Genomic DNA, 15096 nt, shown 5'->3' with positions numbered 1-15096 from the left:
TGGCAACTTTCAACCAAGCGCGGGCAATCCCGGCGGCGCGATGCGCGCTGCGATCGGCCCGCGGCATACGGAGATGGCGATGCAGAAGATCCTGGTCGCGCGTCCGATCTTCCCGGACGTGATCGAACGGCTCGAGCAGTATTTTGAAGTCGACTGGAACAACGGTGACGCGCTCGCTCCCGATGCGCTCGCCGCGCGCCTCGCCGACAAGGACGGCGCGCTGACGGCGGGCGACCCGGTCGGCGCGGCGACGCTCGCGGCAGCGCCGCGCCTGCGCGTCGTGGCGAACATGGCGGTCGGCTACAACAACTTCGACATGGCCGCGTTCAACGCGGCCAACGTGCTCGGCACCAACACGCCCGATGTGCTGAACGAGTCGACCGCCGATTTCGGCTGGGCGCTGATGATGGCGGCTGCGCGCCGGATTGCCGAATCCGAGCACTGGCTGCGCGCCGGTCACTGGCAGAAGTGGGCGTACGACGGTTTCCTCGGCACCGACATTTACGGCTCCACGCTCGGCATCGTCGGGATGGGCCGCATCGGTCAGGCGCTCGCGCGCCGCGCGCGCGGCTTCGGGATGCAGGTGATCTATCACAACCGGTCGCGGGTCGCGCCCGAGATCGAGGCCGAGCTGAACGCCGAATACGTGTCGAAGGATGCGCTGCTCGCGCGCGCCGATCACGTCGTGCTCGTGCTGCCGTACACGAAGGAAAACCATCACACGATCGGCGCGGCCGAACTCGCGAAGATGAAGCCCACCGCGACGCTGACCAACATCGCGCGCGGCGGGATCGTCGACGACGCGGCGCTGGCCGTCGCGCTGCGCGACGGGACGATCGCCGCGGCCGGCCTCGACGTGTACGAAGGCGAGCCGACGGTACATCCGGCGCTGCTCGAGGTGCCCAACGTCGTGCTGACGCCGCATATCGCGAGCGCGACCGAAAAGACGCGCCGCGCAATGGCGAACCTCGCCGCCGACAACCTGATCGCCGCCCTCGGCGAGGGGCCGCGCGCGGGACAGCCGCCGAATCCGATCAACCCTGGCGTGATCGGGAAGCCGCGCGCATGACGACGACGTTGTTGCTTGCGGCGATCATCGTGCTGGCTGTCGCGCTCGCGGTGGCGATCGTCGCGATCGTGCGCGGCGGCGGCGGCCGCGACGATGCGGCGGTACTCGGCGACCGGATCGAGGACGCCGCGCATGCGCAGGCGCGCGCGGTCGAGCGGCTCGAACGCGAATTGCGGGGCGAGATCGTCGAGAGCGCGCGCGGTTCGCGCACCGAGCTGGCCGGCAGCTTCGCGCAGCTTCAGCAGACGCTCGCCGCGCAGCTGACGAGCGTGGCGACCGTGCAGAACAACCAGATCGAGGGCTTCGCGCAGCAGCTCGGCAAGCTCGTCGCCGGCAATGCGCAACAGTTCGACGCGATGCGCGAGAGCGTGCAGCGCCAGGCGCAGCAGGCGCGCGAGGAGCAGACGGGCGCGCTCAGGCTGTTCGGCGACACGTTGAACCGGCAGCTCACGCAACTGACCGAGGCGAACGACCGCCGGATCGGCGAAGTGCGCGCGACGCTCGAACAGCGGCTGAAGGAAATCGAGACCAACAACGCGGCGAAGCTCGAGGAGATGCGTCGCACCGTCGACGAGAAGCTGCACGCGACGCTCGAGCATCGGCTCGGCGAATCGTTCAAGCTCGTATCGGACCGGCTCGAACAGGTCCATCGCGGGCTCGGCGAGATGCAGACGCTCGCGGCGGGCGTCGGCGACCTGAAGAAGGTGCTGACCAACGTGAAGACGCGCGGCACCTGGGGCGAGGTGCAGCTCGAGGCGCTGCTCGAACAGATGCTGACGCCCGAACAGTACGCGAAGAATGTCGCGACGGTGCCGAGGAGCACCGAGCGCGTCGAATTCGCGATCCGGCTGCCGGGTCGCGAAGCCGGCACGCGCGACGCGCCGCCCGTGTGGCTGCCGATCGACGCGAAATTCCCGCGCGAAGACTACGAGCGGCTGATCGATGCGCAGGAGCGCGCCGATGCGGCGGCGGTCGAGGAAGCGGCGCGTGCGCTCGAAGCGCGCGTGCGGCTGGAGGCACGCACGATCTCCGAGAAGTACGTCGCGCCGCCGCACACGACCGATTTCGCGCTGCTGTTCCTGCCGACCGAGGGGCTCTATGCGGAAATCCTGCGCCGTCCCGGGCTGACCGACCTGCTGCAGCGCGACTATCGCGTGACGATCGCCGGGCCGACGACGCTCACCGCGTTGCTGAACAGCTTGCAGATGGGGTTCCGGACGCTCGCGATCGAGCAGCGGTCGAGCGAGGTATGGCAGGTGCTCGGCGCGGTAAAGACGGAGTTCGGCAAGTTCGGCGACGTGCTCGCGCGCACGAAGTCGCAACTCGAAACGGTCACGCGTTCGATCGAGGCTGCCGAGCAGCGCACGCGTGTGATGAACCGCAAGCTGAAACAGGTCGAGGCGCTGCCGGGCGACACGGCGGCTGGGCTGCTCGGTGCGGAAGGCTCCGACGGCGCCGATGCGGACGACGCGTGACGCGCGCGGCCGACACCGGTTGGAAAGGAAAAAACGGGCGCCGCGGCGCCCGTTTTCTTTTGAAGCGGCGGCCGGCGCGACCGGCCCGCGCTCAATGTCCGGCGAGCGTGTCCAGCGCGTCGCCCGTCATGCGGACGATGCGCCAGTCGGGCAACACGGTGGCGCCCATCTTTTCGTAGAAATCGATCGCGGGCTGGTTCCAGTCGAGGACCGACCATTCGAAGCGCCCGCAGCGGCGCTCGACGGCCAGTGCCGCGAGGTGACGCAGCATCGCGGTGCCGAGGCCGGTGCCGCGCTGCGACGGCTGCACGTACAGATCCTCGAGATAGAGGCCGCGACGGCCGAGGAAGGTCGAATAGTTGTGGAAGAACAGCGCATACGCGACGATCGCACCGTCGTGTTCGGCCACCCGCGCTTCGGCGGCAGGCCGCTCACCGAACAGCGCGTCGGCGAGATCCGCTTCGGTCGCGACGAACAGGTGCGTGAGCTTCTCGAACTCGGCGAGCTCGCGCATCAGCGCGAGGATCGCGCCGACGTCGCGTGCTTCGGCCGCGCGGATCAGCGGCTTGCCGCTCACGCTTCCTCCGGCGGATCGGACAGCACGATCTCGATGCCGCCGAAGCGCGATGCGACCCAGTTGTACGCGTGGCACGCGATCCACAGCAGCACGAAGCCGAGGATTGCATTCAGCAGCAGCGCGCTCAGGATCGTGCTCAGTTCGACCATGCCGTAGCGGATATACGCGACGAGAATGCCGAGCAGCACGATCGGCACGCTGAACGTCAGGTAGACGAGGATCAGCGCCTTTGCGGTTTGCCCCGCGGCGATCGACGAAATTTGTTTCTTCATGTGCGGATTGCCCCCGTAGATATACCGATAGTGGAATTCAGATCAGGCCGTCGAGCGGCAGGATGTCGACCAGGGTGCCCGCGTCGACTGCCGCGGAATCGTGGCCCAGGACGATGAAACAGTTGGCGGCAGCAAGGCCGTTCAGCGATGCGGAACCCTGCGAACCGGCCGGCGTGACATGCCAGTGGCCGTCGGCGGCGCGCGTCGCGATGCCGCGCAGGTACTCGGTGCGGCCGGGGCGCTTCCTCAACGCCTGCGTGCTGAGCGCCGTGTACATTGCCGGCGGCGGCGTCTGCGCGCCGGCCAGCGTCAGCAGCGCGGGGCGCACGATCGCGTAGAACGTCACGGCGGACGCGACCGGATTGCCGGGCAGCCCGAAGAACAGCGCGTGACCGGCCCCGTCGGCCGCGCGCGCGAGCGTGCCGCACGCGAGCGGCCGGCCGGGCCGCAGCGCGAGGCTCGCGAACGTCACGTCGCCGAGCCGTGCCATCACGTCGCGCGTGAAGTCGGCTTCGCCGACCGATACGCCGCCCGACGTGATCACCGCGTCGGCCTGCGCGGCGACGGCGTCGCGCAATGCGGCTTCGAGCGCGGCCGGGTCGTCGCGGACGATCCCGAGATCGACCGCGTCGACGTGCAGCCGTTCGAGCATCGCGATCAGCATCCCGCGATTGCTGTCGTACAGCGTGCCGCGGCCGAGCGGTTCGCCGGGCTCGCGCAGTTCGTCGCCGGTCGAGAACACGGCGACGCGCACGCGTCGGCGCACCGTGACGTCGGTGACGCCGAACGATGCGAGCAGGCCGAGATCGGACGGCCGCAGGATGCGGCCCGCGGCGAGCGCGCAGGCGCCGCGCGCGAGATCCTCGCCGGCCTTGCGGCAGTTCGCGCCGCGCGCGACGTCGTGCGCGGCGAAGCGGACCGTATCGCCGTCGACGCGCACGCGTTCCTGCGGAATCACCGTGTCGCATCCGGCCGGCATCGGCGCGCCCGTCATGATGCGCACGCAGGAACCGGCCGCCACGGCGCCGTCGAACGGATGGCCGGCCAACGCGGTGCCGGCGACCGTCATCGCGACGTCTCCTTGCGGCGACGCAGGCGCGCCGGCGCCGCCGTCGAACGCATAGCCGTCCATCGCCGAGTTGTCGTACGCGGGAATGTCGAACGGCGCGTTCACATCGGTCGCGAGCACGCGGTCGAGCGCATCGCGCAGCGTCACCGTGTCGCACGCATCGACGGGCACCGCGAAGCGGCACGCGAGCGCCTGCGCGTCGGCGAGCGACAGCGGGGCATCGGCATCGGGCGCGGTTCGGGAGGCGGGCGAGGATTGCGTGATCATCAGTCGGACTGCGCCGCAAGGCGTATCGGGTTCGTGGCCGGTGGCGCGAGGAGGGTGCCTGGGCGCGGGTTTCGCGTGCGGCGGGCGCCGGGCGGGAACGGCACGGGCGCCGTCAGCGGCGGGCCAGCGCGGCGAGTTCCTGCCAGGAGTTGGCATTGTAAAACGCACGCTCGTCGCAAAACTCGACTTCGACCGTCTTGTGGCGTGCGTACCACGCACGCACCTTGCGATCGCCGGCCGCGAGCCGGGCGGCGAGATCGTCGACCAGCGCGGTGCGCAGCAGCGCGAACGTCGGCTGCGGCGAGCGCACCTGCTGCGCGTCGACGGTCACCGCCATCGCGATGTCGGCCTGCCGTGCGTCGAGCGCCGCATGCAGCCGCGCGACGAGGTCGGCGGGCAGGTAGGGCGTATCGCACGGCGAGCACGCGACGAGCGGCGCGCGCGCCGCCCGCATGCCGGCGAGCAGGCCCGCGAGCGGGCCGGGGAAGTCGGGCGTTTCGTCCGCGACGATGCGCGCATCGAACGGCGCACCGAGTTCGGCATAGCGATCGGCATGGCGATTCGCGCTGATCAGCGTCTCGCCGACCTGCGGCGAGAGCCGGCGCAGCACGTGCAGCGCGAGCGGCGTGCCGTCGAGCAATTGCAGGCCCTTGTCGACGCCGTCCATGCGCGTGGCGCGCCCGCCTGCGAGCAGCAGGCCGGCGATCGAAGGGGGGGCGGAAGCGGGCATCGTGCGAAGGCGGAAAGGGGGGCGTGCGTCAGCCGCCGATATACGACATTTCGACGCGCTTGCCGGTGCCGTCGGGCGCGGCGTCGGCCGACGCGCTGCCGCGCAGTTGCGAATAGCGGTCGGTGCGGGCCTGCCAGATGCGGGCGATCGCCGTTGCGATCTCGGCGTCGCTCGCGCCGCCGCGCACGAGCGCGCGCAGGTCGTGGCCCGTCGACGCGAACAGGCACAGGTACAGCTTGCCTTCGGTCGACAGCCGTGCGCGCGTGCAGTCGCCGCAAAAGGCCTGCGTGACGCTCGAGATCACGCCGATCTCGCCGCTGCCGTCCGCATAGCTCCAGCGCTGCGCGGTTTCGGCCGCCGTGTGCGGATCGAGCGGCGCGAGCGGGAAGTGTTCGGCGATTCGTGCGACGACGTCCGCCGACGGCAGCACCTCGGTCATGTTCCAGCCGTTCGACGTGCCGACATCCATGTATTCGATGAAGCGCAGGATCACGCCGGTGCCGCGGAAACGCTCGGCCATCGGCAGGATCTCGCTGTCGTTGGTGCCGCGTTTCACGACCATGTTGACCTTGACCGGCGCGAGGCCCGCGGCCTGGGCGGCGAAGATGCCGTCGAGCACGTCGGCGCTCGCGAACTCGGCATCGTTCATGCGCTTGAACAGCGTATCGTCGAGCGCGTCGAGGCTGACCGTCACGCGCGTGAGCCCGGCGTCCTTCAGCGCGCGCGCCTTGCGCGCGAGCAGCGAACCGTTGGTCGTCAGCGTCAGGTCGAGCGGGCGGCCGTCATGCGTTGTCAGGCGTGCGAGGCGCTCGATCAGGAATTCGAGATTCTTGCGCAGCAGCGGCTCGCCGCCCGTGATGCGGATCTTCTCGACGCCGTGTGCGACAAAGAGTCGCGCCACGCGTTCGATTTCCTCGTGCGTGAGCAGCGCGCTGTGCGGCAGGAACGGGTAGTCCTTGTCGAACACCGCGCGCGGCATGCAGTACACGCAGCGGAAGTTGCAGCGATCCGTCACCGAAATGCGCAGATCGCGCAGCGGCCTGGCGAACGAGTCGGCCAGCGTGCCGTCGGGGGCATGCGCGACGCCGGAGACGTCCGGCATCCCGCTGACGTCGGCGAGAGGAATGATGCGTCGGGACATGTTGAAAGAAGTGCGGACCAGACCTCTATTTTAGCCGCAAGCGGCCGGTCGGTCCGGTGGGCGGAAACCCGCAGCGCGGACGTGAAAAAGCCCGCCGAGGCGGGCTTTTCCTGGTCGGGCGATGCGCCGATTAATGATGCGTCTCGACCTGCTGCATCGGGGCCGTATCGGCCGGCGGCAACGTCTTGCGTTCGCGCGGCACGCGGGCCGCACGCGGGAGCTGCGACGCAGCTTCCTGCGCAGCGGCGAACTTGCCGGCGTCCGTGTTCACCCAGACGAGACCGGCCTGCTCCAGCGCGACATCCAGGCTCGCCGAAGCGGGCGCGGCTGCCGGTTGCGCGGGAGCCGGTGCCGGTGCTGCGGCTGCCTCGACCGGCGCAGCTTCGACACGCGCCGGCTCGACAGCCACCGGGGCGGCTTCGGTCGTCACGGCCGGGGCAGCTTGCTCGAAGGGCGCGGACTGCGGCGCCTCGACAGCGGCCGGTACTTCCGGCACTTCGAACGCGTCGATTGGCGAAACCGCGACCGGAGCCGGAACGGCTTCCGTGTAGACAGCCGGTGCCGGTTCTGCTGCGTGGGCGGCAACGGCCGGCTCGACCGGAGCGGCCGGAGCCGCTTCGACGTGTGCCGGTGCCGGTTGCGGCTCGACAGCGACCGGTGCGACCGGTTCGGCATGGTGCTCGACCGCTGCTTCGGCGACGACAGCGCCTGCCGCGGCTACGGCCACGACGACTGCCGGCGCGGCCGTGTGGGCCGGTTCGACAGCAGCCGGTGCTTCCGGCGTCACGGTTTGCACTGCGGCTTCGCCATCCGTGCCTTGCTCGGCCTGGTCGACGGCTGCGCCGTCTTCCTCGCGCTCGCGACGACCGCCGCGGCGGCCGCGACGGCGACGGCGACGTTCCTCGCCGTCACGCGCGCTGGCTTCCGCATCGGCTGTCAGGTCGGCACCGGGCAGCGCTTCTGCGACGGTATTGTCGGTTTCCGGTTCCGGATGGTTCTCGCCACGGGTGACGGTCTCGAGCGTGGCCGCATGCTGGGTCGGCTTGCGGCGTTCGCCGCGCTCACGACGCTCGCCGCGTTCCTGGCGCTCGCCACGGCCGGCTGCATCGACGGCTTCCGGCTGCTCGGCACGCTCGCGCGGTTCGCGCGGCTCACGGCTTTCACGCGGCTCGCGCGGTTCGCGGCCTTCGCGCGGGCCACGGCCCTCGCGACCTTCGCGGCCCTCACGGCCTTCGCGAGTCTCACGACCCTCACGACCTTCGCGACCCTCACGGCCTTCGCGATTCTCGCGGCCTTCACGCGGTTCACGGCCTTCGCGCGGTTCGCGCGCTTCCTTGCCTTCCCGTTCCTGGCGTTGCGGCTGGCCACGGCCTGCCGCGGCCTGGTCGCGGCCGCCTTGCGCCTGCTGGGTGCCGCCACGACGGTTGCGGTTGCGATCGCCGCCGCGCTGCTCGGTCTTCTCGGTACGCTCGCGAGCCGGACGGGCTGCCTGCTCCTTCGCCGGTGCCGGAGCAACCGGTGCGGGTGCCGGAGCCGGCGACACGCCGAACAGGCCCTTCAGCCAGCCGATGAAGCCGCCGCTTGCCGCGGCGACAGGCGCGGGCGCGGCAACGGGCTCGGCCGGGCGCTGCGGCGCCGGGCTCGGGGCCGGATGCTCGGGCGTGATGCCCTTGACCGCGGCTTCCTGCTTCGGCTTCACTTCCGCCGTGCGCTTGCTGTAGCCGGTTTCCGACTCGAGTTCGCGGGCGGCTTCCTCGGCCATCTTCCAGGACGCGCGCGGATCGTCGAGGCGTGCGTCGTCGTGGCGCAAGCGCTCGAGCTTGTAGTGCGGCGTATCGAGGTGCTTGTTCGGGATCAGCACGATGCCGACCTTGAAGCGCGACTCGATCTTGTTGATTTCCTGACGCTTTTCGTTGAGCAGGAAGGCGGTCACCTCGACCGGCACCTGGCAGTGGATCGCCGCGGTGTTTTCCTTCATCGCTTCTTCCTGAATGATCCGCAGGACCTGCAGCGCGGACGATTCGGTATCGCGGATGTGGCCGGTGCCGTTACAACGCGGGCAGGTCACGTGGCTGCCTTCCGACAGGGCCGGACGCAGACGCTGGCGCGACAGTTCCATCAGGCCGAAACGGGAGATCTTGCCCATCTGCACGCGTGCGCGGTCATGCTTGAGCGCGTCTTTCAGGCGCTGCTCGACTTCGCGCTGGCTCTTTGCCGATTCCATGTCGATGAAATCGATCACGATCAGGCCGCCGAGGTCGCGCAGGCGAAGCTGGCGGGCGACTTCATCGGCCGCTTCGAGGTTCGTGCGGGTTGCCGTTTCCTCGATGTCCGCGCCCTTGGTCGCGCGCGCCGAGTTCACGTCGATCGCGACGAGTGCTTCCGTGTGGTCGATCACGATCGCGCCGCCGGACGGCAGCGGCACCGTGCGCGAGTACGCGGTCTCGATCTGGTGTTCGATCTGGAAGCGGGAGAACAGCGGCACGTCGTCGTGGTAGCGCTTCACCTTCGACACGTTGTCCGGCATCACGATGTCCATGAACGCACGGGCCTGATCGTGGATCTCGGTCGTGTCGATCAGGATTTCGCCGATATCGGGCTGGAAATAGTCCCGGATCGCGCGGATCACGAGGCTCGATTCCAGGTAGATCAGCATCGGCTGGCCGGTGTTGCCGCTTTGCGACGCCGCTTCGATCGCGCGCCACAGTTGCAGCAGGTAGTTCAGGTCCCACTGCAGTTCCTCGGCGTTGCGGCCGATGCCCGCGGTACGGGCGATCATGCTCATGCCGTCCGGAATCTGCAGTTGCGCCATCGTCTCGCGCAGTTCCTGGCGCTCGTCGCCCTCGATCCGGCGCGACACACCGCCGCCGCGCGGATTGTTCGGCATCAGCACCAGGTAGCGGCCGGCGAGCGAGATGAAGGTGGTGAGGGCGGCGCCCTTGTTGCCACGTTCTTCCTTCTCGACCTGGACGATCAGCTCCTGGCCTTCGCGCAGGGCATCCTGGATGCGCGCGGAGCGCATGTCGATGCCTTCCTTGAAGTACTGGCGGGCGACTTCCTTGAACGGCAGGAAGCCGTGGCGGTCTTCGCCGTAGTTGACGAAGCACGCTTCGAGCGACGGCTCGATGCGGGTGACGACACCTTTGTAGATATTGCCTTTGCGCTGTTCGCGCCCGGCTGTCTCGATGTCGATGTCGATGAGCTTCTGCCCGTCGACGATGGCGACGCGCAGCTCCTCCTGCTGCGTCGCATTGAACAGCATGCGTTTCATAAACGGCTCCAGGCGGCTCCGCTGCCGGCGCCTCGCGGTTGTCAGTCGCGAGGGCGGGAACGACGGCAGGCCGCACCTTGTTGTGTTGTCACAAGCACGCTGGAGCGGGAACGATGGCGGGGAGAATTGCCTGAAGAGGCGCTTGGGCCCGAAAGACGGGGCCGGCGGCCGTAGGGCACCTGCGAATACGGTTTCAAAGCACGGCGTTCACACACCGCACGCTGCAAAAGCGCGCTAAGCCTGAGTCCGGGCATTGCCACGGGCGCGCACAATACGTCGCGCGCGCCGACGGGCGGCAGATGCTGCGGCTTGGGCCGCAGCGGGGAGTATCGAATCCAGCCCGACTTTCCCGCTTGGGGTGTACTTCCCTGGTTTGACGTCGCCAAGCCCCGCACGCTTCGCGGGGCCAAATCAGGCGCAACGCCGTAATTTTCGCAACCGGCAGCCTGCGGACGCACTTCGCGCCGTCGGGCTGCCGATCAAATTCTTTTCAACCAACTTTCCGTTACCGCGGCGCCTTGCCGACCGAATCCGCCTGTGGGCGCGATCCTTGCCGACGGGCGGCGCCGTGCGTGCAACTTGCTGCATCTCTTTGATTAAGGGCGAGCAGCGGACCCCCGGCGCAAGTAAAATAATGGTTTGCGCTTGCGCCTTACCCGACTCGGTCGGGGCCGGCCGGTCAGGCCACCCTCAACGTCAGGTTGGGCAAAATTATATTCAGTATGAATGAGTTAGGCAAAATATCCCAGAATTCGGTCGCAAGCGGCCAGGTCTCGATGATCGAGATCGACGAAAACTCGGCCGGTCAGCGGATCGACAACTTCCTGTTGCGCGTCTGTAAAGGCGTGCCGAAAAGCCATATTTACCGGATCCTCCGCAGCGGCGAAGTGCGCGTGAACAAGGGCCGGATCGACGCGCAGTACCGCCTCGTCCATGGCGACATCGTCCGCGTGCCGCCCGTGCGCGTGGCGGCGGCGGACCTCGCGCGCGCCGATACGCCCGTCGTGCCGCCCGCGAATTTCGACGTGCTGTACGAGGACGACGCGATGCTCGTCATCAACAAGCCGGCCGGAGTCGCCGTACATGGCGGCAGCGGTGTCGCGTTCGGCGTGATCGAGCAGATGCGCCAGGCCCGTCCGCGCGCGAAATTCCTCGAACTCGTGCACCGGCTCGACCGCGAGACGTCCGGGATCCTGATGCTCGCGAAGAAGCGCACGGCGCTGGTGGGCCTGCACGAGCAGATTCGCGAGAACCGGATGGACAAGCGCTACTTCGCGTGCGCCCACGGTGAGTGGCAGCCCGATTGGGGCCGCCGCCGCGTGGTGAAGGCGCCGCTGTTCAAGTATTTGACCCCGGAAGGGGAGCGCCGCGTGCGCGTGCAGGACGACGGACTGTCGTCGCATACGGTGTTCAATCTCGTCGACCGCTGGCCCGACTACGCGCTCGTCGAAGCGGAACTCAAAACGGGTCGGACCCATCAGATCCGCGTGCACCTCGCGCATCTCGGCCTGCCGATCGCAGGCGACGCCAAGTATGGCGACTTCGCACTGAACAAGGCGCTGGCGCGCGCGAACGCGCAGCCGTCGTTGAAACGGATGTTCCTGCATGCGTACCGGCTGCGGCTCGCCCATCCGCTGACCGGCGAGGCGCTGCAGTTCGATGCGCCGCTGCCGGACGAATGCCGGCGCTTTCTCGACCAACTCAGCGCATTGCGCGATACCGCCTGAACCGCATGGCTCGACAGCAATTTGACCTGATCGTCTTCGACTGGGACGGCACGCTGATGGATTCGACTGCGCACATTGCGCACAGCATCCAGGCCGCATGCCGCGATCTCGGCCTGCCCACGCCATCCGACGAGGCGTCGCGCTACGTGATCGGCCTTGGCTTGCGCGATGCGCTGCAGATTACGGCTCCGACCCTCGATCCGTCCGATTATCCGCGGCTGGCCGAGCGCTACCGTTATCACTATCTGCTCGACGACCAGCGCATCGAGTTGTTCGCCGGCGTGCGCGAACTGCTCGCCGAGTTGCGCGATACAGGCTATCTGCTTGCCGTGGCGACCGGCAAGGGTCGCGTCGGGCTGAACCGCGTGCTTGACCAGTCGAAGCTGACGAGCCTGTTCGACGCGACGCGCTGCGCGGACGAGACGTTCTCGAAGCCGCATCCGGCGATGCTGCAGGAACTGACCCGGGAATTGGGGCAGGACCTGTCACGCACCGTGATGATCGGCGACACGACGCACGACCTGCAGATGGCCGCGAGCGCCGGAGCGGCCGGCGTCGGCGTCGCGTACGGCGCGCACACGGCCGACGCGCTGGCTGCGCTCACGCCGCGCTTCGTCGCGCCGGACGTCGTCGCGCTGGCCGCGTGGCTGCGGGAGCACGCATGAGCACGGCGCCGGACGCCGTGCGCGTGTGCGCATCGGGCGTGCTGGCCGACGGCGGCGCCGGCGTGCGGGTCGACGCGACGTTGCGCGGCGAGCAGGCGGTCGTGTTCTTCGTGCGCTATGACGGTCGCGCATACGGCTACCTGAACCGCTGCGCGCATGTGCCGATGGAGCTCGACTGGGCCGAAGGGCAGTTCTTCGAGTCGTCGGGCCTCTACCTGATGTGCGCGACGCACGGCGCGATCTACGCGCCGGATACCGGCAAGTGCGTCGGCGGCCCGTGCCGCGGCGGCCGCCTGCGGCCCGTCGAGGTCGACGAGCGCGACACGCCCGACGGGCGTGCGGTATTCTGGGTGCCCGACGCCGACCTGCGTCCCGCCGTTTCCGCCTCGACCGACTGACGACAACACTGCATGGCCGACCAACCGAATTCTCCGGATTCCTCCTCCCGTCCCGACAGCCGTGAACCGAGCTGGGAGCGCGTGGCGCTCGAACGGATCGCGCTCGCGGCCGTCAAGGAACAGCGCGCGGCGCGGCGCTGGAAGATCTTCTTCCGCTTCGCGTTCCTCGGCGTATTCGTGCTGTTCGCGTTCGCGCTGATCGACTTCTCGAGCGATTCGAAGTTCTCGTCGAGCGGGCGGCATACGGCGCTCGTGACGATCGACGGCGAGATCGCGGCCGGCGTCAACGCGAACGCCGACGACATCAACACGGCACTCGACGCCGCGTTCGACGACGACGGCACGGCCGGCGTCGTGCTGCGGATCAACAGCCCGGGCGGCAGCCCCGTCCAGGCCGGCATGGTCTACGACGAGATCCGGCGGTTGCGCGCGAAGCACCCGGACAAGCCGCTGTACGTCGTCGTCACCGACATGTGCGCGTCGGGCGGCTATTACATTGCGGCCGCGGCCGACAAGATCTTCGTCGACAAGGCGAGCATCGTCGGGTCGATCGGCGTGCTGATGGACGGTTTCGGTTTCACGGGGCTGATGGGCAAGCTCGGCGTCGAGCGGCGCCTGCATACGTCGGGCGAAAACAAGGGCTTCTACGATCCGTTCTCGCCGGCGACGCCGAAGATGGACGCGCATGCGCAGGCGTTGCTCGACCAGGTGCACGCGCAGTTCATCAAGGCCGTGAAGGAGGGGCGCGGCAATCGGCTCCATGAGACGCCCGACATGTTCTCGGGCCTGTTCTGGACCGGCGAGAAGAGTGTCGAGCTCGGGCTCGCCGACGGCTACGGCACGACCGATACGGTCGCGCGCGACGTGCTGAAGGCCCCCGATCTCGTCGACTATACGGTGAAGGAAAGCCTGACGAACCGCGTCGCGCGCAAGTTCGGCGCGGCCGTCGGCGGTGCGGCGATGAAGGCGCTGACGGCCGGCGGCGCGTCGTTCAGCCTGCGCTGACGGGCGGCCGGCAGGCCGCGATGGTCCGTCGGCCGCGGCTTCAGTTCGCCAGCAGCAGGAAGATCGCGGGGCGCTTGTGCAGATTCGGTGCCGGCGCTTTTTTCCAGTCCGCCACGGTGCGGCTGGCGATCGTCTCGGTCGCGAGGGTCAGGTCGGCCGCGACGCAGATTTGCGTCGACGGCGCGCAGGTCGCGACGAGCGTGTCGAGCATCGCGTGGTTCCGGTACGGCGTCTCGATGAAGATCTGCGTTTGGCGCGCCTTGCGCGACAGCTGCTCGAGTTCGCGCAGGCGTTTCGCGCGCGCGGCCGCATCGACCGGCAGGTAGCCGTTGAACGCGAAGCTCTGGCCGTTGAGGCCCGACGCCATCAGCGCGAGCAGGATCGAACTCGGCCCGACGAGCGGCACGACCTTCACGCCGCGCTCGTGCGCGCGGCGTACCAGCAGCGCGCCGGGGTCGGCGACGGCCGGGCAGCCGGCCTCCGACACGAGACCGGCGTCGGCGCCAGCCAGCACGGGCGCGAGCAGCCGGTCGATTTCGCCGGCCGGCGTATTGACGTTCAGCTCGCGAATCTCGATTTCCTGGATCGGGCGCGTCGTGCCGATCTTCTTCAGAAAGACGCGCGTCGTTTTCGCGTTCTCGCCGATGTAATAGCCGAGCGTGCCGGCGCGCGCCTGCACGGCCGCGGGCAGCACGGCGGCGAGCATCGATTCGTCGCCTTCGCCGAGCGTGTTCGGGACGAGATAGAGCGTGCCGGCCGTCATGCGCGGGCTCCACGGGCGGTTGCAAACAGCGGATATTCCGCGACACGCAGCATCCGCGTGAGTGCGATCAGCGGCAGGCCGACGAGCGCGGTCGGGTCGTCCGAGTCGATCGCGTCGAGCAGCGCGATGCCAAGCCCTTCGGACTTCGCGCTGCCGGCGACGTCGTAGGGCGTTTCCGTGCGCAGGTATGCGTCGAGATCGGCCTCGGGCAGCGAGCGGAAGCGCACGCGCGTGACGACGTCCTCGGCCTGCGCTTCGCCCGTGCGGCTGTCGTACAGGCAGAGCGCGCTGTGGAATTCGACTTCGCGGCCCTGCATCGACACGAGTTGCGCGAGCGCGCGCTCATGCGTGCCGGGCTTGCCGATCTGAAGGCCGTCGAAGGTCGCGACTTGGTCCGACCCGATCACGAGCACGCCGTCCGGCGCGTCGATCGTCGCGGCGACGGCGCGCGCTTTCGCAGTGGCCAGGCGCAGCGCGGTCGCGGCCGGCGTTTCGCCGTCGAGCGGGGTTTCGTCGAGGTCGGGCGACACGACGTCGAACGGCACGCCGAGGCGCTCGAGGAGCGCGCGGCGGTAACGGGAACTGGAGGCAAGAATCAGCCGCGGCGGGCGGCAAACGGTATCCGGCATGGTCGGTTGGATCGGTGAGTCGTCGGGGGTTGCGCAAC

The 15096-nt window shown here is 68.8% G+C and carries 14 protein-coding genes; 6 read left to right on the top strand and 8 right to left on the bottom strand.

Going from position 1 to position 15096, the window contains the following annotated elements:
* Positions 1–79 precede the first annotated feature (79 nt).
* Positions 80–1069 carry a 2-hydroxyacid dehydrogenase gene (locus tag BFF94_RS26780; RefSeq protein WP_128846201.1) on the top strand — a complete coding sequence of 330 codons (990 nt, stop codon included), beginning with the start codon at positions 80–82 and terminating at the stop codon, positions 1067–1069.
* Complete coding sequence (locus BFF94_RS26775; protein ID WP_219140065.1) at positions 1066–2544, top strand: DNA recombination protein RmuC; 1479 nt, start codon at positions 1066–1068, stop codon at positions 2542–2544. Before BFF94_RS26780 ends, BFF94_RS26775 begins: the two co-directional genes overlap by 4 nt.
* A gap of 91 nt (positions 2545–2635) precedes the next feature.
* On the opposite strand, the gene BFF94_RS26770 is transcribed toward BFF94_RS26775, so the two are convergent.
* The 6 genes from BFF94_RS26770 to BFF94_RS26745 all read right to left on the bottom strand — a co-directional run bounded on the left by BFF94_RS26770 (position 2636) and on the right by BFF94_RS26745 (position 9871).
* On the bottom strand, positions 2636–3121 hold the full coding sequence (locus BFF94_RS26770) for a GNAT family N-acetyltransferase (RefSeq protein ID WP_128846205.1): 486 nt from the start codon (positions 3119–3121) through the stop codon (positions 2636–2638).
* Positions 3118–3393, bottom strand: coding sequence for a hypothetical protein (locus BFF94_RS26765; protein WP_006476519.1), 276 nt, complete (start codon positions 3391–3393; stop codon positions 3118–3120). Before BFF94_RS26765 ends, BFF94_RS26770 begins: the two co-directional genes overlap by 4 nt.
* Before the next feature lie 37 nt (positions 3394–3430).
* Complete coding sequence (moeA, locus tag BFF94_RS26760; protein ID WP_219140064.1) at positions 3431–4729, bottom strand: molybdopterin molybdotransferase MoeA; 1299 nt, start codon at positions 4727–4729, stop codon at positions 3431–3433.
* A gap of 112 nt (positions 4730–4841) precedes the next feature.
* Positions 4842–5459: a molybdenum cofactor guanylyltransferase MobA gene (gene mobA / locus BFF94_RS26755; RefSeq protein ID WP_219140063.1), complete on the bottom strand. Its 618-nt coding sequence runs from the start codon at positions 5457–5459 to the stop codon at positions 4842–4844.
* Between the two features lie 28 nt (positions 5460–5487).
* The gene (gene moaA, locus BFF94_RS26750) at positions 5488–6600 is read right to left on the bottom strand and encodes a GTP 3',8-cyclase MoaA (protein WP_128848229.1); all 1113 of its coding nucleotides are present in this window, start codon (positions 6598–6600) and stop codon (positions 5488–5490) included.
* 130 nt (positions 6601–6730) lie between these two features.
* Positions 6731–9871 carry an Rne/Rng family ribonuclease gene (locus BFF94_RS26745; RefSeq protein WP_219140062.1) on the bottom strand — a complete coding sequence of 1047 codons (3141 nt, stop codon included), beginning with the start codon at positions 9869–9871 and terminating at the stop codon, positions 6731–6733.
* Positions 9872–10593: 722 nt separating this feature from the next.
* Here BFF94_RS26745 and BFF94_RS26740 point away from each other — a divergent pair.
* Genes BFF94_RS26740 through BFF94_RS26725 form a run of 4 tightly spaced genes read left to right on the top strand, consistent with a single transcriptional unit; the run spans position 10594 to position 13666 of the window.
* Positions 10594–11598, top strand: a complete 1005-nt coding sequence (locus BFF94_RS26740) for an RluA family pseudouridine synthase (RefSeq protein WP_128847481.1) — start codon at positions 10594–10596, stop codon at positions 11596–11598.
* Positions 11599–11603: 5 nt separating this feature from the next.
* Positions 11604–12263, top strand: coding sequence for an HAD-IA family hydrolase (locus tag BFF94_RS26735; RefSeq protein ID WP_219140061.1), 660 nt, complete (start codon positions 11604–11606; stop codon positions 12261–12263).
* Positions 12260–12661 (top strand): Rieske (2Fe-2S) protein, encoded by a 402-nt coding sequence (locus BFF94_RS26730; RefSeq protein ID WP_219140060.1) that lies wholly within the window; start codon positions 12260–12262, stop codon positions 12659–12661. The genes BFF94_RS26735 and BFF94_RS26730 overlap by 4 nt, the downstream gene beginning before the upstream one ends.
* Before the next feature lie 12 nt (positions 12662–12673).
* Positions 12674–13666: a S49 family peptidase gene (locus BFF94_RS26725; RefSeq protein WP_128843555.1), complete on the top strand. Its 993-nt coding sequence runs from the start codon at positions 12674–12676 to the stop codon at positions 13664–13666.
* Positions 13667–13706: 40 nt separating this feature from the next.
* On the opposite strand, the gene BFF94_RS26720 is transcribed toward BFF94_RS26725, so the two are convergent.
* Together BFF94_RS26720 and BFF94_RS26715 are read right to left on the bottom strand one after the other, a co-directional pair.
* A complete protein-coding gene (locus tag BFF94_RS26720) occupies positions 13707–14429 on the bottom strand; it encodes an SAM-dependent methyltransferase (RefSeq protein ID WP_128843554.1) in 723 nt (240 codons plus the stop codon).
* Positions 14426–15058, bottom strand: coding sequence for a Maf-like protein (locus BFF94_RS26715; protein ID WP_128843553.1), 633 nt, complete (start codon positions 15056–15058; stop codon positions 14426–14428). The genes BFF94_RS26720 and BFF94_RS26715 overlap by 4 nt, the downstream gene beginning before the upstream one ends.
* Positions 15059–15096 lie beyond the last annotated feature (38 nt).

Source organism: Burkholderia catarinensis, from assembly GCF_001883705.2.
Lineage (GTDB): Bacteria > Pseudomonadota > Gammaproteobacteria > Burkholderiales > Burkholderiaceae > Burkholderia > Burkholderia catarinensis.
The sequence above is the reverse complement of the archived record's forward strand: the minus strand, read 5'-3'. Positions and strand labels throughout refer to the sequence as shown.